The organism is Amycolatopsis sp. NPDC104775 (assembly GCF_055583325.1).
Genome location: NZ_JBVJOE010000001.1, coordinates 1 through 18,364 on the forward strand (window position 1 = coordinate 1; position 18,364 = coordinate 18,364).

The 18,364-nt window shown below is 70.5% G+C and carries 17 protein-coding genes; 12 read left to right on the forward strand and 5 right to left on the reverse strand.

Translation table 11 applies throughout. The features are described 5' to 3' along the window. Positions 1 to 185: 185 nt before the first annotated feature. From ACZ63D_RS00005 to ACZ63D_RS00015, 3 genes are read right to left on the reverse strand one after another with little or no spacing between them, the layout of a single operon-like run. Entirely contained in the window at positions 186 to 1,346 is a 1,161-nt protein-coding gene (locus ACZ63D_RS00005; protein WP_465352040.1) for an acyl-CoA dehydrogenase family protein, read from the reverse strand. Then, on the reverse strand, positions 1,343 to 3,292 hold the full coding sequence (locus ACZ63D_RS00010) for an AMP-binding protein (RefSeq protein WP_465352041.1): 1,950 nt from the start codon (positions 3,290 to 3,292) through the stop codon (positions 1,343 to 1,345). Before ACZ63D_RS00010 ends, ACZ63D_RS00005 begins: the two co-directional genes overlap by 4 nt. 17 nt (positions 3,293 to 3,309) lie before the next feature. Continuing rightward, complete coding sequence (locus ACZ63D_RS00015; protein ID WP_465352042.1) at positions 3,310 to 3,786, reverse strand: MaoC family dehydratase; 477 nt, start codon at positions 3,784 to 3,786, stop codon at positions 3,310 to 3,312. Positions 3,787 to 3,941: 155 nt separating this feature from the next. On the opposite strand from ACZ63D_RS00015, the gene ACZ63D_RS00020 reads away from it, so the two are divergent. Beyond that, positions 3,942 to 4,928 (forward strand): AraC family transcriptional regulator, encoded by a 987-nt coding sequence (locus tag ACZ63D_RS00020; protein ID WP_465352043.1) that lies wholly within the window; start codon positions 3,942 to 3,944, stop codon positions 4,926 to 4,928. 18 nt (positions 4,929 to 4,946) lie between these two features. Here ACZ63D_RS00020 and ACZ63D_RS00025 read toward each other — a convergent pair whose 3' ends face one another. Further along, on the reverse strand, positions 4,947 to 6,098 hold the full coding sequence (locus ACZ63D_RS00025) for a CaiB/BaiF CoA transferase family protein (RefSeq protein WP_465352044.1): 1,152 nt from the start codon (positions 6,096 to 6,098) through the stop codon (positions 4,947 to 4,949). 136 nt (positions 6,099 to 6,234) lie between these two features. Further along, a complete protein-coding gene (locus ACZ63D_RS00030) occupies positions 6,235 to 6,903 on the reverse strand; it encodes a GntR family transcriptional regulator (protein ID WP_465352045.1) in 669 nt (222 codons plus the stop codon). Positions 6,904 to 7,131: 228 nt separating this feature from the next. Here ACZ63D_RS00030 and ACZ63D_RS00035 point away from each other — a divergent pair, with 228 nt between their 5' ends. The 11 genes from ACZ63D_RS00035 (at position 7,132) to ACZ63D_RS00085 (ending at position 18,325) form a co-directional block, all read left to right on the forward strand. After that, positions 7,132 to 8,301: an acyl-CoA dehydrogenase family protein gene (locus tag ACZ63D_RS00035; RefSeq protein WP_465352046.1), complete on the forward strand. Its 1,170-nt coding sequence runs from the start codon at positions 7,132 to 7,134 to the stop codon at positions 8,299 to 8,301. A gap of 67 nt (positions 8,302 to 8,368) precedes the next feature. Further along, positions 8,369 to 9,517, forward strand: a complete 1,149-nt coding sequence (locus ACZ63D_RS00040; RefSeq protein WP_465352047.1) for an acyl-CoA dehydrogenase family protein — start codon at positions 8,369 to 8,371, stop codon at positions 9,515 to 9,517. A 9-nt stretch (positions 9,518 to 9,526) separates the two neighbouring features. Continuing rightward, on the forward strand, positions 9,527 to 10,252 hold the full coding sequence (fabG, locus tag ACZ63D_RS00045; protein ID WP_465352048.1) for a 3-oxoacyl-ACP reductase FabG: 726 nt from the start codon (positions 9,527 to 9,529) through the stop codon (positions 10,250 to 10,252). Continuing rightward, positions 10,249 to 11,112: an HTD2 family dehydratase gene (locus ACZ63D_RS00050; protein WP_465352049.1), complete on the forward strand. Its 864-nt coding sequence runs from the start codon at positions 10,249 to 10,251 to the stop codon at positions 11,110 to 11,112. Before fabG ends, ACZ63D_RS00050 begins: the two co-directional genes overlap by 4 nt. After that, complete coding sequence (locus ACZ63D_RS00055; protein WP_465352050.1) at positions 11,105 to 12,319, forward strand: acetyl-CoA C-acetyltransferase; 1,215 nt, start codon at positions 11,105 to 11,107, stop codon at positions 12,317 to 12,319. The genes ACZ63D_RS00050 and ACZ63D_RS00055 overlap by 8 nt, the downstream gene beginning before the upstream one ends. Then, on the forward strand, positions 12,316 to 12,768 hold the full coding sequence (locus ACZ63D_RS00060; protein ID WP_465352051.1) for a MaoC family dehydratase: 453 nt from the start codon (positions 12,316 to 12,318) through the stop codon (positions 12,766 to 12,768). Before ACZ63D_RS00055 ends, ACZ63D_RS00060 begins: the two co-directional genes overlap by 4 nt. Further along, on the forward strand, positions 12,768 to 14,456 hold the full coding sequence (locus ACZ63D_RS00065) for a CoA-transferase (RefSeq protein ID WP_465352052.1): 1,689 nt from the start codon (positions 12,768 to 12,770) through the stop codon (positions 14,454 to 14,456). The genes ACZ63D_RS00060 and ACZ63D_RS00065 overlap by 1 nt, the downstream gene beginning before the upstream one ends. Continuing rightward, positions 14,453 to 15,265: an enoyl-CoA hydratase/isomerase family protein gene (locus ACZ63D_RS00070; RefSeq protein WP_465352053.1), complete on the forward strand. Its 813-nt coding sequence runs from the start codon at positions 14,453 to 14,455 to the stop codon at positions 15,263 to 15,265. The genes ACZ63D_RS00065 and ACZ63D_RS00070 overlap by 4 nt, the downstream gene beginning before the upstream one ends. Further along, on the forward strand, positions 15,262 to 16,413 hold the full coding sequence (locus ACZ63D_RS00075; RefSeq protein WP_465352054.1) for a CoA transferase: 1,152 nt from the start codon (positions 15,262 to 15,264) through the stop codon (positions 16,411 to 16,413). Before ACZ63D_RS00070 ends, ACZ63D_RS00075 begins: the two co-directional genes overlap by 4 nt. 273 nt (positions 16,414 to 16,686) lie before the next feature. Beyond that, the gene (locus ACZ63D_RS00080; RefSeq protein WP_465353667.1) at positions 16,687 to 17,520 is read left to right on the forward strand and encodes a thioesterase family protein; all 834 of its coding nucleotides are present in this window, start codon (positions 16,687 to 16,689) and stop codon (positions 17,518 to 17,520) included. Positions 17,521 to 17,629: 109 nt separating this feature from the next. Beyond that, the gene (locus ACZ63D_RS00085) at positions 17,630 to 18,325 is read left to right on the forward strand and encodes a GntR family transcriptional regulator (protein WP_465352055.1); all 696 of its coding nucleotides are present in this window, start codon (positions 17,630 to 17,632) and stop codon (positions 18,323 to 18,325) included. The last annotated feature ends 39 nt before the right edge of the window (positions 18,326 to 18,364 follow it).

An 18,364-nucleotide genomic window follows, 5' to 3' on the forward strand; every position in this document is an offset into this window, starting at 1 on the left:
CCCCCCCCCCCCCCCCCCCCCCCCCCCCCCCCCCCCCCCCCCCCCCCCCCCCCCCCCCCCCCCCCCCCCCCCCCCCCCCCCCTCCCCCCCCCCCCTCCCCCCCCCCCCCCCCCCCCCCCCCCCCCCCCCCACCCCCCGCCCCCCCCCCCCCCCCCCCCCCCCCCCCCGCCCGCTGTTCACTGGCCTCAGTAGGAGCGCGGCAGCCCCAAGACCTGCTGCGAGATGTAGTTCCGCACCATCTCCTGCGAGAACGGCGCGTTGCGCAGCAACCGGACCTCCCGCCACAACCGCTCCACGTGGTACTCCTTCGCGTAGGCGTACCCGCCGAGCGTCGAGAACGCCCGGTCGCACGCCTCGAAACCGCCCTCGGCGCCCAGATACTTCGCCGCCGCCGCTTCCGGGCCGCACGGCCGGCCTTCGTCGAACAGCCTCGCCGCCCGCATGACCATGCCCTCGGCGGCTTCCAGCCGGATCCACGAGTCCGCCAGCGGATGCGCCACGGCCTGGTTCTGCCCGATCGGCCGGTCGAACACCACCCGGTTCTTCGCGTACTCGGCCGCGATGTCCAGTGCGGCCCGGCCGAGGCCGACGCCCTCCATGCCGACGACGATCCGCTCCGGGTTCAACCCGTCCAGCAGGTAGTAGAACCCCTTGTCCACCTCGCCGACCAGCCGGTCGTCCGGCACGAACAGGTCGTCGATGAACAGTTCGTTCGTGTCGATCGCCGCGCGGCCCAGTTTTTCGATCTCCCGCACGGTGATCTTGTCGCGGTCCAGGTCCGCGAGGAACAGCGACATGCCGTACAGCGGCTTGTCGTCCCGCCGCGGCGAGGTGCGCGCGAGCAGCAGGATCTTGTGCGCGTTCTGCGCGTTGGTGATGAAGACCTTCTTGCCGTTGATCTTCCAGCCGCCGTCGACCTTGGTCGCCTTGGTCTTGATCCGCGACGTGTCCACCCCGGCGTCGGGCTCGGTCACCCCGAACGCCATCAGCAGCTCGCCCGCCGCCAGTTTCGGCAGGTATTCGCGCTTCATCTCCTCCGAGCCGTACTTCACGATCGGAGCCGGCGGGAACACGTAGAAGTGGATCGCCGAACCGCCCGCCATCCCGGCGCCCGACGCGGAGATCTCGCCCATCATCACCGCGGCCTCTTCCAGGCCGAGGCCGATGCCGCCGTATTCCTCCGGGATCATCGCGCCCAGCCAGCCGCCCGCGGCGAACGCCTTCACGAACTCCCACGGGTATTCGTGCTTGCGGTCTTTGTCCAGCCAGTAGTCGTGGTCGAACTTGCGGGCCAGTTCCCGCGTCGCCTTCCGGACGATTTCGACGTTGCTTTCCGGATCGGTCATTGCGCGTTCTCCTCCGCGAGCACCGGGATGTCTTCCAGCGGCGTGGCCGGGTCCAGTGAGGACAGGTCTCCGACCGGCGCCCCGACGAACCGCGCCCGGATAGCGCGCCGCATGATCTTGCCGTTCTTGGTTTTCGGCAGCGTCGGCACGACGTACACCTGCGGGGCGAACGACTTCCCCGCGTTTTCCAGTGCCACCTCGTGCAGGTCGGCGGGTTCCGCACCGCCGGCGCGCAGCACCGCGAACGCCACCGCCCGCTGGCCGCGCAGTTCGTCTGGCGCGCCGATCACGGCGACCTCGGCGATCCGCTTGTCCCGCAGCAGGGCCGCCTCGATCTCCGCCGGGCCGACCCGGCGGCCGGCCAGTTTGAGCGTGTCGTCGGAGCGGCCGTGGATCCGCCACTGCCCGGCACTGTCCACACTGCACAGATCGCCGTGCACCCAGACGTCCGGGAACCGTGCCCAGTACGTGTCGAGATAGCGCTCGCGGTCCTGCCAGAACGCGTGCGTCATCCCGGGAAAGGTGTTGCGCACAGCCAATTCGCCGATCGCGCCGACGATCGGCCCGCCTTCGTCGTCGAGCACCGCCGCGTCCACTCCGGGCAGCGGCCCGGTGAACGCGGCCGCCGCGGCGGGCAGGAACGGGTAGCCGATCAGCAGCCCGCCGCCGACCTCCGTGCCGCCGCTGTAGTTGACGATCGGCACCCGGCGTTTTCCGACCTGGTCGAACAGCCACCACCAGGTCGGCTCGTCCCACGCTTCCCCGGTGGAGACGAACGAGCGCAAGGTTTCCAGTTCGTGGCCTGGTTTCTCTTGCGCCGCACGCAAAGCGCGCGCCGCGGTGGGCGCGATGCCTTGCACGGTCACGCCGTTGCGCTCGACCACTTCCCACATCCGGTCCGGCGTGGGGTGCGTCGGCAGGCCCTCGATCATCACGATCGTCGCGCCGAGTTGCAGCGGGCCGGTCATCAGCATCGGCCCGACCAGCCAGCCGAGGTCGGTGATCCAGCAGACGACGTCGTCGGCGTGCACGTCGAAGCCGTAGGCGAAATCGACGGCGGTTTTCACCGCGAATCCGCCGTGGGAGTGCACGATCCCCTTCGGACGGCCGGTCGTGCCCGACGTGTAGACGACGGTGAGCGGGTCGTTCGCCTCGGTCGCCGCGGTCTCGACCGGCGCGGGCGACGGGTTCAGGTCGTCGTAGTACCGGTCGCGGCCAGCCGTCATCGGCACGTCGGTGCCGAGGTGGCGGACCACCACAACCGTGCGCACCGACGGCGCGTCCGCCAGCGCCGCGTCCGCGGTCGCCTTCAGCGGGACTTCCTTGCCGCGCCGGGTCGTCCCGTCCGCGGTGATCAGCGCGACGGCTTCGGAATCCTGCAACCGGGTGGCGAGGGCGTCCGCCGCGTAGCCGCTGAATGTCGGCACCGCGACCGCCCCGAGCATCGCGATCGCGAGGAACGCCACGACCGCCTCGGGCACGACTGGCAGGTAGAGCACCACGCGATCGCCCCGGGAAACGCCGAGCGCGGCGAGATTCGCCGCGAACCGGCGCACCTGCTCGTCCAGTTCGCCGAAGGTCAGCGTGCGCCGCTGTCCGGAGTCGCCCTCGTAGACCACTGCGGTCTTGCCCGCGAGTTCGCCGCGGGCGTGCCGATGCGCGCACAGTTCGGCGACGTTGATCCGGCCCCCGGGGAACCAGCGAGGGAACGGTTTCCCCTCGGATTCGTCGAGCACTCGCTCGAACGGTTCCGCGAAAGCGATGTCCAGGTCGTCGACCACCGCGCGCCAGAACCACTCCGGGTCGGCGATCGCCCGCCGGTTCGCCTCGGCCACGCCTTCCGCGTCTCCGGGCAGGCTCCACTTCCGCAGCGCGGCGAGGTAGCGGCTGCGGTCGCGCACCTCTTCCGGCGGCACCCAGGCGAAGCCGGTTTCGTCCTCGGCCATGTCCGGCCCCTTTCCGCTCAGCTCCGCGCGGCGGACGCCTCGGCGGCGGACCGCTTCAGCATCAGGCCCGCGCGCAGGGCGTCGCACACGATCTCGTCGCGCTGGTTGATGCCGAGGTGGCGGAACATCACGATGCCGGAATCGCCGCGGCTCTTGGACTCGCGCTTGCTGACGATTTCGGTGCGCACGTGGATCGTGTCGCCGTGGAACACCGGCTTGGGGAAGGTGATCTTCTCGAAGCCCAGGTTGCCCAGGGTGGTCCCCTGGGTGGTCTCCGGCACCGTCACCCCGGACACGAGGCCGAGGATGAACAGGCTGTTCACCAGGCGCTGGCCGTAAATGGTGCCCTTGCTGTACTCCGCGTCGAGGTGCAGCGGAGCGAGATTGAGCGTCATGACGCTGAACAGCGTGTTGTCCGCCTCGGTGACGGTGCGGCGGGTCGGGTGGTCGATGACCATCCCAGGTTCGAACTCCTCGAAGTACAGGCCTGCCATCCGGTGTCCTCTCCCCGCCGCGCGCCCGGCGCGGCGCTGATCGATCGACTCGCTCGCAACAAATATAAAATATACTCTCGACCGGTCACCGTCTAGCCAGGTTGCGCACATCATATATTCTTGACGACCGTCTGGGACCACCCGAGGAGGCGCCGATGCCCGATCTTGCCCGGCCTGCCGTGCCGCCCGGACCGGTCCGTTTCCGCACCGCCGACCTCGAGACCGCCCGGGAGCAGGTGACGCGCGCCTTCGCGAGCCACGACGTGCGGGTCGACGACCGCGCCGGCATGCGCTTCCGGCTCGACCTCGCGCCGTCTGCGCACCTCACGATCGGGCGGATGGCCTACGGCGCGGACACCACGATCGTCGGTCCGCCGATGCGGCTGTGCTACCACGTCAACCTTCCCGCCACCGGCACGAGCACTGTGGAGCAGCACGGCGCGCGCCGGACGTTCGCGGCGGGAGAGGCGGGAGTGGCCTTCGTGCCGCAGTCCCCGGTCCTGGTGCAGTGGAGCGCGGATTCGTGGCAGTACCACGTCAAACTCCCGAAAGACCTGCTCGAGGCGCACGCGGCGAAGCTGACCGGGCAACCGGTCCGCGAGGAGATCGACTTCGACCTGACGTTCTCGCTCCGGTCGAGCACCGCACAGTCGTTCCTCGCGACAGTGGGCTTCCTCTACGCCGAACTGAGCCGCGACGGCGGGCTCGCCACCGTTCCGGCCGCGTGCCACGAGTTCGAGTCGGCGCTGATGACCCAGCTGCTCATGACCGTGCCCAGCAGCCTCAGCGCGCGGCTGCACAGCCGCCCCGCGCACACCCGGGGGTCGCGCATCCGGGAAGTCGTCGACTATCTCGACCGGAATCCCCAGAAGAGCGTCACGACCGCGGACCTGGCCGCCATGGCCGCCATCAGCCCCCGCGCGCTGCAGGCCGGCTTTCAAGAGGCGGTGGGCAAGTCCCCGATGGCCTACCTCCGCGCGGTCCGGCTGGACCGGGTGCACCGGGAGCTGCTGTCCGGCGCGGCGGACTCGGTCACCGACGTCGCGGCGCGCTGGGGGTTCCACCACCCCGGCCGGTTCGCGCAGCAGTATCGCGAACGGTTCGGGATGCTTCCGTCGGAGACCGCCCGGCCCCGCGGCTGACGGGCGGTCTCCGCGGGATCAGGCCGACCGCTCCCGGGGCCGCGTCCACGCGGCCAGCAGCCAGTCCAAGTCCAGCACCGCCGCGTCGGGCGCGGACGGCTCGCGCGCCGGGGTACGGCTGAACCGCGGGGCCGGGCGCGGGTGCAGCACGTCGCCGACCCGGCCGAACACCGCCCGCTCGGCGTTGTGCGGATGCCCGGCCGCCTCGTCGAACGTGAGCACCGGCGTTACGCACGCATCGATCCCGGCGTAGATCCGCGCCCATTCGTCCCGGTCCTTCGCGGCGAGAGCGGCCGCGATGAGCGAGCGCAACCGAGGCCACGCCGCGCGGTCGTCCTGGTCGGGCCAATCGGTCAGGTCGACGCCGAGCCGGGAGACGAACTCCCGGTAGAAATCGGGCTCCAGCGCGCCGACCGCGACATACCGGCCGTCCGCGCAGCGGTAGGTGTCATAGAACGGCGCGCCCGAATCGAGGTAGTTCGTACCGGGTTCGTCGGAGTAGCGGCCGGCCGCGCGCAGGCCCTGCAGCTTGGCGGTCAGCAAGGCGACGCCGTCGATCATCGCCGCGTCGAGCACCTGGCCGCGGCCCGACGAGCGGGTTTCGAGCAGAGCGCTCACGATGCCGAAGGCGGCCACGAGCGCCCCGCCCGCGTAGTCGCCGAGCAGGTTGATCGGCGGCCGCGGCGCCTCCCCTTCCCGGGCCATCGCGTGCAACGCGCCGGTCTGGGCGACGTAGTTGATGTCGTGCCCCGCCTGCTGCGCGAGCGGCCCGGACTGGCCGTACCCGGTCAGGCGGGCGTACACCAGGGCGGGGTTGCGGGCCAGCAAGACCTCCGGCCCCAGACCGAGGCGCTCGGCGACGCCGGGCCGGTACCCCTCGATGAACACGTCGGCCGCTTCGGCGAGCCGCCGCACCGCGCGCACGCCGTCGGCCGATTTGAGATCGGCCTGGACCGTGCCGACCCCGCGGTTGGCGAGATCGTGCTCGGCGGCCATGCCCTCGGTCTGGCCGAGCGCGCGGCCCCGGTTGTCCGCCGGCCGCGCCACCCGGACGACCTCCGCGCCCAGGTCGGCCAGCAGCATGCTCGCGAACGGCGTCGGCCCCATCCCGGCGAGCGCCACCGCCCGGACACCGGCGAGAGGCCCGCGGCGGATCGTTTCGGTCGTCATCGGCACTCCTCGGCTGTTCGGGCAGGCATTCGAACATATTATGTATTATCTATGCACAGTGCTACCCCGAGCCGCGGGCTTGGATTCCGCGCCATCGCCGAAGCGGTTCGGCTCAGCCGCCGGAGGACCCGGACGGTCAGTGCTCCCAGAAACCCTGCTTCTCCAGCAACGCCACCGCCCGCTCGCCCCCGTCGGAGAAATGCTTCTCCACGATCGACCGGGCACGAGCCGCCGACCGCGTGCTCAGCGCGTGCAGGATCCGGCGATGGTCGTCGGCGGCCTTGTCCGCCCAGTCCGCGTGCGCTTCGTAGAACCCGTGCGACACCGTCTTCACCAGGACCGCCAGGATCGAGATCAGCCGACGCGAATCCGACGCGTGATTGATGCGGCGGTGGAACTCGAAGTTCAGCCGTTCCAGCTCCGCGGGGTCCGCTTCCTGCCCCATCCGGTCGACGAGATCTTCCAGTGCTTGCAGGCTTCCTGGGGTGAGGTTTTTCGCGGCGCGTTCGGCGGCCAGTCCGGACACGACGCCGAAGACGCGGTAGTGGTCGCGGATGTCGTCGCGGGTCATGCGGGCGACGAACGCGCCCCGGCGGGCGATGTGCTCGACCACGCCTTCGTGGTCGAGGGCGATCAGGGCTTCGCGGATCGGGAGTTTGCTGATGCCGAGTTCCTCGGCGAGTGCGTCCTGGTCGATCTTCGCTCCGGCGCGCAGCTGGCCGGAGAACACCCGGCGGCGGATTTCCTGCGCGGCCATCGCGTTGAGGTTCGCCGGACCGGTCCGGCGCGGTCCGCTCTCGAGCATCGACTCCCCCTCCGCCCGACGTCCTGTCCGATGAAGTATCACATACCGCGCCCCGCGCGAATCCCGCGAAGCTCACCCGACCGGATTCACCGGGCGGCGTCGTCACGCGTCTGACCTGGAGATACCTGTCCTCGACGGCGCGGCTCGGCGCTCTCCTCACCTGTGAGCCATTCGATGATTTCTGATAAAGTATTTTCGATCCGGGCGGTGTGGGTCATAGTGGAGGGCATGGCAGCAGCGGTGACCCCCGAGGACTTCCGGCCCATCCTGGAACTCGTGCGCGACTTCGTCCGGACCACAGTCGTCCCCCGCGAGCAGGAGATCGCAGACGGCGACGCCATCCCGCACGACCTGCGCGCCCACGCCGCGGCCATGGGCCTGTTCGGCTACGCCATCCCCCAGGAATGGGGCGGCCTCGGCCTGGACCTGGCCCAGGACGTCGAACTCGCCATGGAACTCGGCTACACCTCCCTCGCCCTGCGCTCGATGTTCGGCACCAACAACGGCATCGCCGGACAAGTCCTCGTCGGCTTCGGCACCCACGAACAAAAAACCCAATGGCTCGAACGGATCGCCTCCGGCGAGGTCGTCGCGTCCTTCGCGCTCACCGAACCCGGCGCCGGGTCCAACCCCGCCGGGCTGCGCACCCGGGCCGTCCGCGACGGGGACGAGTGGGTGATCGACGGGCAGAAACGGTTCATCACCAACGCGCCCCTGGCGGACCTGTTCGTCGTGTTCGCCCGCACCCGCCCCGCCGACGCCTCCGGGCCGGGCATCGCGGTGTTCCTCGTGCCCGCGGACACGCCGGGGCTGGAGGTCGGGCCGAAGGACAAGAAGATGGGGCAGGAAGGCGCCTGGACCGCCGACGTCGCCTTCACCGGCGTCCGCGTCCCCGCCGCCGCGCTCGTCGGCGGCGACGAAGACGCCGGATACCGCGCCGCGATGACCTCCCTCGCCCGCGGCCGCGTGCACATCGCCGCGCTCGCCGTCGGCACCGCACAACGCGCCCTGGACGAATCCGTCGCGTATGCCGCGTCGGCGACCCAGGGCGGGCAGCCGATCGGCGACTACCAGCTGGTGCAGGCGATGCTGGCCGACCAGCAGACCGGCGTCATGGCCGGACGCGCACTCGTGCGCGAGACCGCGGCGCGCTACGTCTCCGGCGAAGACCGCCGGATCGGGCCGTCGGCCGCGAAGCTCTACTGCACCGAAATGGCAGGCCGCGTCGCCGACCTCGCCGTCCAGATCCACGGCGGCACCGGCTACATGCGCGACGTCCCCGTCGAACGCATCTACCGCGACACCCGCCTCCTGCGCCTCTACGAAGGCACCAGCGAAATCCAACGCCTCATCATCGGCGGCGGCCTGGTCCGCCAAGCGAAGAAAGCACAGAAATGACCAGCCGCGCGGCGGTCGGGCAGACGGTCGAGCGCCTTGTTCGGCAGACACGGGAAGGGAATGGGCGATGACGCTCACCGACGATGAACAGCAGATGGTCGCGCTGGTCGCGGAGTTCGTGGACGAACGGGTCCGGCCCCGCGTCCGCGAATTCGAAGCCGACGACATCTACCCCGCCGAGTTCATCGACGAGATGAAGAAACTCGGCTTCTTCGGCCTGCTCGCCCCGGCCGAATACGGCGGCGTCGACGTCAGCACCGCCTGTTTCGCCCGGGTCACCGAGGAACTCGCACGCGGCTGGATGAGCCTGGCGGGCGCGATCGGCGGACACTCCGTCATTACCTACCTGATCAAGACGTTCGGCACTCCGGAGCAGAAGGAGAAGTACCTGCCCGCGATGGCGGAGGGGCGGATCCGGGCGACGATGGCGCTGACCGAGCCCGGCGGCGGCAGCGACCTGCAAGCCATGCGCACCCAGGCCGTGCCCGGCGACGACGGCTACACGATCACCGGGTCGAAGACCTGGATCTCCAACGCGGCGCACTCCGGGCTGATCGGGCTGCTGTGCATCACCGACCGCGACGCCGCTCCCGCCCACCGCGGGATGAGCGTGCTGCTGGTGGAACCCGGCGACGGCCTCACCATCTCGAAGAAGCTGCCGAAGCTCGGCTACCGGGGCGTCGAAGCCTGCGAACTCGTTTTCGACGGCCGGAAAGTGCCCGCCGACGCCGTCCTCGGCGGCATCCCGAACCAGGGGTGGTCGCACATGATGCGCGGGCTGGAAGTGGGGCGTATCCAGGTGGCCTCGCGGGCGCTGGGGGTCGGGCAGGCCGCGTTGAACGACGCCGTCCGCTATGCGCAGGAACGCGAGTCCTTCGGCAAACCCATCTGGAAACACCAGTCCGTCGGCAACCTTCTCGCCGACATGGCCACCAAAATGCGCGCCGCGCGCCTGCTCACTCTGGACGCCGCCGAGAAGCTCGACGCGGGCGAGCGGGCCGACATGGAAGCCGGAATGGCGAAGTTGTTCGCCTCGGAGACCGCGATGCAGGTCGCGCTCGACGCCATCCGCGTCCACGGCGGCTACGGCTACTCCCGCGAATACGACGTCGAACGCTACTTCCGCGACGCGCCGCTGATGATCGTCGGCGAAGGCACCAACGAAATCCAGCGCAACGTCATCGCCGCCCAGCTCGTCGCCCGCAACAAGATCTGAGGACACGCCATGACTTTGCTCACCGGCCGGACCGCCGTGATCACCGGCGGCGCACAAGGCATCGGACTCGCCATCGCCCAGCTGTTCGTCGCGAACGGCGCCCGCGTGGTGCTCGGCGACATCGACGGCGCAGCGGCCGCGAAAGCCGCCGAAAGCCTGGACGGCGAGGCGGTCGGCGTCGCCTGCGACGTCACCAAAGCGTCCGATGTGGACGATCTGCTGGCCGCGGCGCCCTCGCCGGTCGACGTGTTCGTCAACAACGCGGGCATCACCCGCGACGCGACCATGCGCACCATGACCGAGGACGACTTCGACCAGGTGATTTCCGTGCACCTCAAGGGAACCTGGAACGGCACTCGCAAGGCCGCCGCGATCATGCGCGAACGCAAGAGCGGCGCGATCGTCAACCTGTCCTCGCTGTCGGGCAAGGTCGGCATGGTCGGCCAGACCAACTACTCCGCCGCCAAAGCCGGGATCGTCGGGCTCACCAAAGCCGCCGCCAAGGAAATGGCGCACCACGGGGTCCGGGTCAACGCGATCCAGCCGGGACTCATCCGCACCGCGATGACCGAAGCGATGCCGCAGAAAGCGTGGGACCAGAAGATGGCCGAGATCCCGATGCGCCGCGCGGGCGAGGTCGGCGAAATCGCTTCGGTGGCGCTGTTCCTCGCCTCCGACCTGTCCTCGTACATGACCGGCACGGTGCTCGAAGTGACCGGCGGACGGTTCATGTGACCGGCTGGGAACCGCACGCCGTCACGACCGCGGAGCTGGTCGATCCGGCCCCGGTCGCCGCGCTGGCCGCGCTGTTCGACAACGGGCTGCCCGCGCCGCGGCCGGGCGAGGACCTGCCGCCGCTGTGGCACTGGGTCGCCCTCCCCCGCTGGCCGGCCTCGGCGGAACTCGGCCCCGACGGGCATCCGGCGCGCGGCACGTTCCTGCCGCCGATCGACCTGCCCCGGCGGATGTTCGCCGGAGGCGAAGTCCTGATCCGCCGCCCGCCGAAAATCGGCGAGACGGTGACCCGGCGATCCATTGTGGACTCGGTGACGGAGAAATCCGGCCGCTCCGGCGAACTGGTCATCGTCGTGGTGCGCACCGTGCTGTCCGGAGTGGACGGTTCGCCGCTCGTCGAGGAACGGCAGGACCTCATCTACCGCGAGGCGGGCGCGACCGCTTCCGACGCACCAGTGCGGCCCGACGAGCTGGTGGGCGCGCCGTTCCGCCGCACCGAGGACGGCTGGGACTTCGCCACCGACCCCACCCTCCTGATGCGCTTCTCGGCGGCCACCGCGAACCCGCACCGGATCCACTACGACTGGCCGTACGCGACCCGCACGGAGGGCTATCCCGGTCTGGTCGTGCACGGGCCGTTGATGTCGCTGGCCCTGGCCGAGGTGCTGCGCCTCGACTCCCCCGGTGCGCGAGCGACCCGGCTGGCGCACCGCAATCTGGCCCCGCTGTTCTGCGGCCAGCCCGCACAGCTGCGCACCGAACCCCGCCCCGGCGGCGCGACGCTGACGCTCACCGCGGCCGCCGGACCGCGCACCAGCCTCGAAGCCGAATTCTCTGAGGAAGGCAGTTCCCATGCGTGACGCCGTCATCTGCGAACCCGTCCGAACCCCGATCGGCCGCTTCGGCGGATCCCTCAAGAGCGTCCCCGCCGCCGACCTCGGCACGATCGCGCTCAAGGGCCTGCTGGAACGCACCGGCCTGCCCGCCGACGCGATCGACGACGTCATCCTCGGCCATTGCTATCCCAGCGCCGAAGCCCCCGCGATCGGCCGGGTCGTCGCCCTCGACGCCGGACTGCCCGTCACGGTGCCCGGCATGCAGGTCGACCGCCGGTGCGGTTCTGGCTTGCAGTCGGTGCTGCTGGCTGCGCTGCAGGTGCAGGCGGGCGCGAGCGAGCTGATCGTCGCGGGCGGCGCGGAAAGCATGTCCAACACCGTCTTCTACGCCAACGACCTGCGCTGGGGCGCGACCGGCGCGGGCGTCCACCTGCACGATTCGCTCACCCGCGGCCGCCAGACCCCCGGCGGCAAGCACTATCCGGTCCCCGGCGGAATGCTCGAAACCGCCGAAAACCTGCGCCGCCAGTACAGCATCAGCCGGGAAGAACAAGACCGGCTCGCCGCCGAATCGCACCGCCGGGCGGTCGCCGCACAGCAATCCGGGATCTTCGCCGAGGAGATCATCTCGGTGCCGGTCGAGACGCGGAAGGGCACCGTCGTCGTGGACACCGACGAGCACCCTCGCCCGGACACCACTGTGGAGACCCTCGCCAAGCTGCGACCGGTGCTGGGCAAGCAGGACCCGGAAGCGACCGTCACCGCGGGCAACGCCAGCGGTCAGAACGACGCCGCCGCCGTCTGCGTCGTCACCACCCGCGAACGCGCCGACCAGCTGGGCCTGCGCCCGCTCGTGCGGCTGGTCTCGCACGGCGTCGCCGGAGTCGAACCGAAGGTGATGGGCATCGGGCCGGTGCCCGCGTCGGCGCTCGCGCTGGAACGCGCCGGACTGAAAATCTCCGACATCGACCTCATCGAACTGAACGAAGCCTTCGCCGCCCAGGCACTCGCCTGCACCCGCGAATGGGGCTTCGGCGCCACCGACTTCGACCGGCTCAACGTCCACGGCTCCGGCATCTCCCTCGGCCACCCCGTCGGAGCCACCGGAACCCGCATCCTCGCCACCATGGCCCGGGAAATGCAGCGCCGCGAAGCCCGCTACGGCCTCGAAACCATGTGCATCGGCGGCGGGCAAGGCCTGGCGGCGGTGTTCGAACGGGTCACGGCATGACCCGGGTCTTCGGCTCCGCGGACGAAGTCCGGGCCGCGATCGGCGAGGAGATCGGGCCGACTGAATGGTTCGCCGTCGACCAGGCGCGGATCGACGCGTTCGCCGAAGCCACCGAAGACCGCCAGTGGATCCACACCGATCCCGGACGAGCCGCGAACGGGCCGTTCGGGACGACGATCGCGCACGGGTTCCTCACCCTGTCGCTGATCCCGTATTTCAGCGCGCAGCTGGTCCGGCTCGACTTCGGGACCGCACGGATCAACTACGGGCTGGGCAAGGTCCGCTTCCCGGCACCGGTACCAGTCGGCTCCCGGCTGCGCGCCAGGGCATCGTTCGCCGAGGTGAAAGACAGCGCCGCCGGAGTCACTGTGACCACGCGGTACACGGTGGAGCTGGAAGGCGCGGCGAAACCGGCGTGCGTCGCCGAAACCTTGGTGGTCGTGGCCTGATGACCGACTTCTGCCGTCTCGACGAAGCCGTCGCCCGCCATGTCCGCGAGGGCGACGCGCTGCACGTCATCCTGGGACACAGCCGCTGGAGCGCGCTCGTGCGCGAGATCGCGCGGCAGCACTGGCGCCGGTCGTCGCGGTTCACGCTGATCATGGCCAGCCTGTCCTCGCTCGGCGCGGTGCTTTTCCGCTCCGGGTGCCTGGAGAAGGTCGTGACTGTCTACTCGGGAGACTCGTTTCCCGTGTTCACGCCCAATCCCGTGTTCCAGAAGTCCTATTCGGACGGTTCGGTCGAGGTCGAGAACTGGTCGTTCCTGAGCTACATCCAGGGTTTGCGCGCCGCCGCGACCGGCGTGCCCGCGGTGGTCACGGGTTCGGTGCGCGATTCGTCGATGACCGAAAACCCCGGCTACGCGGAGGTCGACACGCCGTTCGGCCGCGTCGGCCTGGTCGCGCCGCTCACCCCGGACGTCGCGATCCTGCACGCCGCAGTCGCCGATCGCCAAGGCAATCTGGCCATCGCACCGCCGATGTTCGAGGGTTCGATCGGCGCGTTCGCCGCCCGGCGCGGAGTGCTGGCGACGGTGGAGAAAGTCGTGGACGATCTGCGTCCGTGGGCGCCTTTCGTCCGCATTCCGGCGCACCGGGTGCTGGCCGTGGCCGAGGCTCCGTTCGGCGCGCATCCCGGCGGCGTCTTCCCCGGCACCGAGGGCGCGCGGCTGCCGGTCGAGGGCTACGCCGAGGACGTCGAGTTCTGGATCGCCGCCCGGGAAGCGAGCCGTTCGGCGGACTTCGACGACTGGATCCGCGAGTGGATCCTCGTCGACCATGACACGTACCTGGCGAAACTCGGCGAAGCGCGGCTCAGCGCGCTGACCCGCACGCTCGGGCAGCCGACGCCGCCCACCGGCCGCGGCGAACACACCGGGCCGGTGACCCGGCCGGAACGCGCGGCGACCTGGCTCGCCGCCCTGGTCCGGTCGCGGATCGCCGAAACCCGGATCGACGGCGTGCTGGCCGGGGCCGGGCTGGCGAACCTCGCCGCCTGGGTGGCCGTCGAACAAGCGAAAGCGGACGGGCACGAGGTCGCGCTGGCGGCCGAACTCGGCCTCTGGGACTACTCCCCGACGCCCGGCGACCCGTTCATCTTCAGCTTCGCCAACTTCCCGTCGTCCTCGATGCTGCTCGACACCGAACAGGCGCTGGGGAATCTCGTCAACGGACCGGCCACGCGGTCGATCGCCTGCGTCGGAGCCGCGGAAATCGACCGGCACGGCAACATCAACACCACCCGCGTCGTCGGCGGCCCGTACCTGGTCGGTTCGGGCGGCGGCAACGACGTCGTGACCGGTGCCGACGAGACGTACGTCGTCGGCACGATGAGCCCGCGGCGGTTCATCGAAAACTGCGGCTACGTCACCAGCCCCGGCGCGCGGGTCCGGGCGGTGGTCACCGACCTCGGCATCCTGACCCGGCGCGACGGCGAACTCGTGCTCACTGCGATCGCACCCGGGCCGGAGCCGCTGGCCGATCGCGTCGCCCACGTCCGCTCCCGCTGCGGCTGGGACCTCGCCGTCGCGGACGACCTGCGCGAACTCCCCGAGGTGACCACCGGCGACGCCGAGCGACTCCGGAAATACGACCGCGAGGGCTTGTTTCTCAGCGACGGCAGGAAAGGAACGGCATGAGCCGCTACGCACGATTCGAACACCTGCGAGTCGACGGGCCGGACGCGGACGGCGTCCTCGAACTCGTCCTCGACGCCCCGAACCTCAACGCGGTCAGCGAAGCCGCGCACGCCGATCTCGCCGACATCTGGCGGGAGTTCGACCGCGACCCCGAGGTGAAAGCCGTCCTGCTGCGCGGTGAAGGCAAGGGCTTCTCGGCGGGCGGATCGTTCGACCTGGTCGAAAAACTCGCCACTGACTTCGAAGCGCGCTCCCGCACCATGCGCGAGGCGCGCGACCTGGTCTACAACGTCATCGACTGCTCGAAGCCGATCGTCTCCGCGATCCACGGCCCCGCCGTCGGCGCCGGACTCGTCGCCGGAGTGCTCGCGGACGTCTCCGTCGTCACCGCGAACGCGAAGATCATCGACGGCCACACGCGCCTCGGCGTCGCCGCGGGCGATCACGCCGCGGTGTGCTGGCCGCTGCTGTGCGGCATGGCGAAAGCCAAGTACTACCTGATGACCTGCCGCCCGCTCAACGGCGCCGAGGCCGAGCGGATCGGCCTGGTGTCGCTGTGCGTCGACGACGAAGCCGAACTTCTGCCCACCGCACGGGAGATCGCGCACGAACTCGCCAACGGCGCGCCCACCGCGATCCGGTGGACCAAGCAGAGCCTCAATCTCTGGTACCGCCAGCTCGCCGGCGCGATCTTCGACTCCTCGCTGGCGCTGGAGTTCTACGGCTTCGGCGGCCCCGAGGTGCACGAAGGCCTCGCCTCGCACCGCGAACGCCGCAAGCCGGACTTCTCCCGGGTGCACGACGCATGAACCCCGCGCTGCTGACCGGACTCCGGGTCGTCGAACTGTCCGCCTACGTCGCGACGCCACTGTGCGGGCTCACGCTCGCCCAGCTCGGCGCGGACGTCGTGCGGGTCGAGCCGCTCGGCGGTGCGGCCGACCGCACCCGCTGGCCGCTCGCCGACTCCGGGACCAGCCTCTACTGGTCCGGCCTGAACAAAGGAAAGCGGGCGGTCGCCGTCGACCTGGAGTCCGAAGTGGACCGCCGCCGGGTCGCCGAGCTGATCGTCGACGGCGGCCCGTGCGTGGTCGTGACCAACACCGAACGGCACGCCGATCTCGGGTACGAGGCGCTGAGCGCGCGGCGGCCGGACCTCATCCACGTCCTGCTGACCGGCCGGGCCGACGGCGGCGCGGCGGTGGACTACACCGTGCAGGCCGCCACCGGCTTCCCGCTGCTCACCGGCACCGGCTCCGAGCCAGTCAACCACGTGCTGCCCGCCTGGGACGTCTGCGCCGGGCTCTACCTCGCCGTCGGGCTGCTGGCCGCCGAACGGCACCGGCAGCTCACCGGCGAGGGCCGGTCGATCCGGGTCGCGCTGGAGGACGTCGCGCTCGCCATCGCCGGAAACCTCGGCTATCTCGCCGAAGCACAGCTCACCGACCACGTCCGCACCAAGTCCGGCAACGAAATCTACGGCACCTACGGCGACGACTTCGCCACCGCCGACGGCGTCCGGGTCATGATCGTCCTGCTCACCGAACGGCACTGGCACAAAATGCTCGCCGCGACCGGGCTGTCCGGCGCCTTCGCCGCGCTGAGCGAATCGCTCGGGATCTCCTTCGCCACCGAATCCGACCGCTACCGGCACCGCGACGTCATCACGCCGCTGCTGGCCCGCTGGTTCAGCCAGACTCCCTACGCGGAGGTGGCGGAAACGCTGACCCGGCACCGCATCCTGTGGGAACGCTACCGAAGCTTCGCCGAACTGGGGCGGGACGGCGGCGCGGCACTGCGGGAACTGGCGCTGTTCGGCGAAGTCGACCAGCCCGGCGCGGGACCGCATTGGGCGCCGAGTTCCCCTATCCAGGTCGACGGGCATCGGCTGGCGCCTCAGCCCGCGCCGGAAGTGGGACAGCACAACGACGAGGTACTGCCGAAATCCGCGAGCCGGTGAAGCGGTGGCGCGTGGAGACGGCTGGGCAGCCTGGCAGCCGAGCCAAAACGGCCTGACGGACTTGCCAGCGCCCGACCGACGCGTCTGCGCCAGCTGATCGCCGCGCCCGAGCCCTTCGCTCCGCCCGCCACTGGACACCCGCCGTGCCGAACGAACTTTTCCCCTGACTCCTTGCCACCGCGGACTCGTTCCCGGATGGACCCCCGATCCGGGAAGCGCCTCCGCCGCAGCGCATCCCTCGTCCATATATAATGTTATATTCGTGAAGTGACCATGGCCTTCTTCACCGCGGAACCCGGCCCGGACGGCGAGATCCTGCATCCGCTCCCCGAAGCACGCGCGAGCTGGGGCGGCGGTGCGCAGCTGCGCGGGATGGCGACGAGCGGGGCGCTCGCGCGAGCCGCCGAACGGGCTGTCGCACCGGGACTTCTCCGGCCTGTCCGCTGGACTGTCGACCTGCTTCGCCCGGCCGGGTTCGTCCCCGCTGCCGCCCGTGCGGAGGTCGTGCGGCGCGGGCGGAGGCTCTGCCTGGTCGAAGCGACGCTGTGGCAAGAAGACGTCCTCGTCGGAAAGGCTTCCGGGCTCTTCCTCGCCGGCGGGTCCCCAGCGGTCGGCACCGCGTGGGCTCCGGAGCGCTGCCCCGCGCCGCCTCCGCCGGACGTGCTTCCCGCGACGGCCGAACCCCGGGTGTTCCACAGCGACGGAGCCGGTTGGACGGGATCGCCCGAGCCGCATCAGAACGCCGCGCGCAAGACTCTCTGGGTGTTCCCGCAGGAGGTCGTGCGCGGGGAAAGGCCCACGCCGTTCCAGCACGCGGCCACCGTGGCCGACCTGGTGAATCTCGTGACCAACTGGGGAGACGCCGGGCTCGAATTCATCAACGCCGACCTCACCCTCTCGCTCGGCCGCGCGCCCGCGGCCGACCTGCAGCTGGGCCTCGCCGCCGGGCAACGTGTCGAGCACGACGGCGTCGCCGTCTCGACCGCGACGCTGTTCGACCGGGAAGGGCCGCTCGGCACCGTCAGCGGCAGCGCGCTGCTCGCCGCCGCACCGGTGGATCCCCGGCGGGTCGGCGCGCCGGAGAGCCTGCCGCACGTGCCACGATGACCTGCCCTTTGTATATGATGTTATTTCTTGGACAGCGAGAGACGGCTTTCGACTGACGATTTTCGGCACGGACCCTCGAAATCGCTTCGAGGCAGCGGGAAGGTGGCACGTGGCTGACGAACTGGCCCGGCTGCGCAGCGGCGACCGCCGCCAGCAGCTGCCCGAGGAAGTAGCGACCTACGTCCGGGAACTGATCATGTCCGGCGAGGTCAAACCCGGCGAGTTCCTGCGCACCGAACCGATCGCCGAGGCGGTCGGGGTGAGCAACACCCCGGTGCGCGAGGGATTGCTCTCGCTGCGCAGCGAGGGTTTCGTGGAACTCGTGCCGCGGCGCGGGTTCGTCGTCGCCCCGGTGTCGCGCCAGGACGTGCGCGACCTGTTCTGGGCCCAGGCGCAGTTCTCCGCCGAGCTGGCCGCGCGCGCCGCCAAGAAGATCACTCCGGACCAGGTCGCCCGGCTCGAAGCGATCAACGAGGATTTCGAGAAGGCCGCGGGAGCCGCAGACCAGGAGGCCATCACCCGGCTCGGCCACGAGTTCCACCGCCAGCTCAACCTGGCCGCCGACTCCCACCGGCTGACGCTGCTGCTCAGCTCCGTGGTCAAGCACCTGCCGAACCGCTTCTACGCCGCGATCGAAGGCCACGTCGACCACACCCTCGCCGACCACGCCGAACTCGTGCAGGCCCTGCGCGGCCGCCACGCCCGCAAGGCCCGCACGATCGCGGAGCGGCACATCCTCGACGGGGCCGACAATGTCGTCCGGATGCTCGAAGAGCGCGGTCTCTGGTCAGACGAGGCCGAATAGTCCGCTCAAGACAAGCGCCGGGCCCCTCGGGAGCCCGGC

Coding starts and splice junctions, on each gene's coding strand:
- ACZ63D_RS00005 (WP_465352040.1), bottom strand. CDS start 1,346: ATGACCGATCCGGAAAGCAACGTCGAAATCGTCCGGAAGGCGACGCGG.
- ACZ63D_RS00010 (WP_465352041.1), bottom strand. CDS start 3,292: ATGGCCGAGGACGAAACCGGCTTCGCCTGGGTGCCGCCGGAAGAGGTG.
- ACZ63D_RS00015 (WP_465352042.1), bottom strand. CDS start 3,786: ATGGCAGGCCTGTACTTCGAGGAGTTCGAACCTGGGATGGTCATCGAC.
- ACZ63D_RS00020 (WP_465352043.1), top strand. CDS start 3,942: ATGCCCGATCTTGCCCGGCCTGCCGTGCCGCCCGGACCGGTCCGTTTC.
- ACZ63D_RS00025 (WP_465352044.1), bottom strand. CDS start 6,098: ATGACGACCGAAACGATCCGCCGCGGGCCTCTCGCCGGTGTCCGGGCG.
- ACZ63D_RS00030 (WP_465352045.1), bottom strand. CDS start 6,903: ATGCTCGAGAGCGGACCGCGCCGGACCGGTCCGGCGAACCTCAACGCG.
- ACZ63D_RS00035 (WP_465352046.1), top strand. CDS start 7,132: ATGGCAGCAGCGGTGACCCCCGAGGACTTCCGGCCCATCCTGGAACTC.
- ACZ63D_RS00040 (WP_465352047.1), top strand. CDS start 8,369: ATGACGCTCACCGACGATGAACAGCAGATGGTCGCGCTGGTCGCGGAG.
- fabG (WP_465352048.1), top strand. CDS start 9,527: ATGACTTTGCTCACCGGCCGGACCGCCGTGATCACCGGCGGCGCACAA.
- ACZ63D_RS00055 (WP_465352050.1), top strand. CDS start 11,105: ATGCGTGACGCCGTCATCTGCGAACCCGTCCGAACCCCGATCGGCCGC.
- ACZ63D_RS00060 (WP_465352051.1), top strand. CDS start 12,316: ATGACCCGGGTCTTCGGCTCCGCGGACGAAGTCCGGGCCGCGATCGGC.
- ACZ63D_RS00065 (WP_465352052.1), top strand. CDS start 12,768: ATGACCGACTTCTGCCGTCTCGACGAAGCCGTCGCCCGCCATGTCCGC.
- ACZ63D_RS00070 (WP_465352053.1), top strand. CDS start 14,453: ATGAGCCGCTACGCACGATTCGAACACCTGCGAGTCGACGGGCCGGAC.
- ACZ63D_RS00075 (WP_465352054.1), top strand. CDS start 15,262: ATGAACCCCGCGCTGCTGACCGGACTCCGGGTCGTCGAACTGTCCGCC.
- ACZ63D_RS00080 (WP_465353667.1), top strand. CDS start 16,687: ATGGCCTTCTTCACCGCGGAACCCGGCCCGGACGGCGAGATCCTGCAT.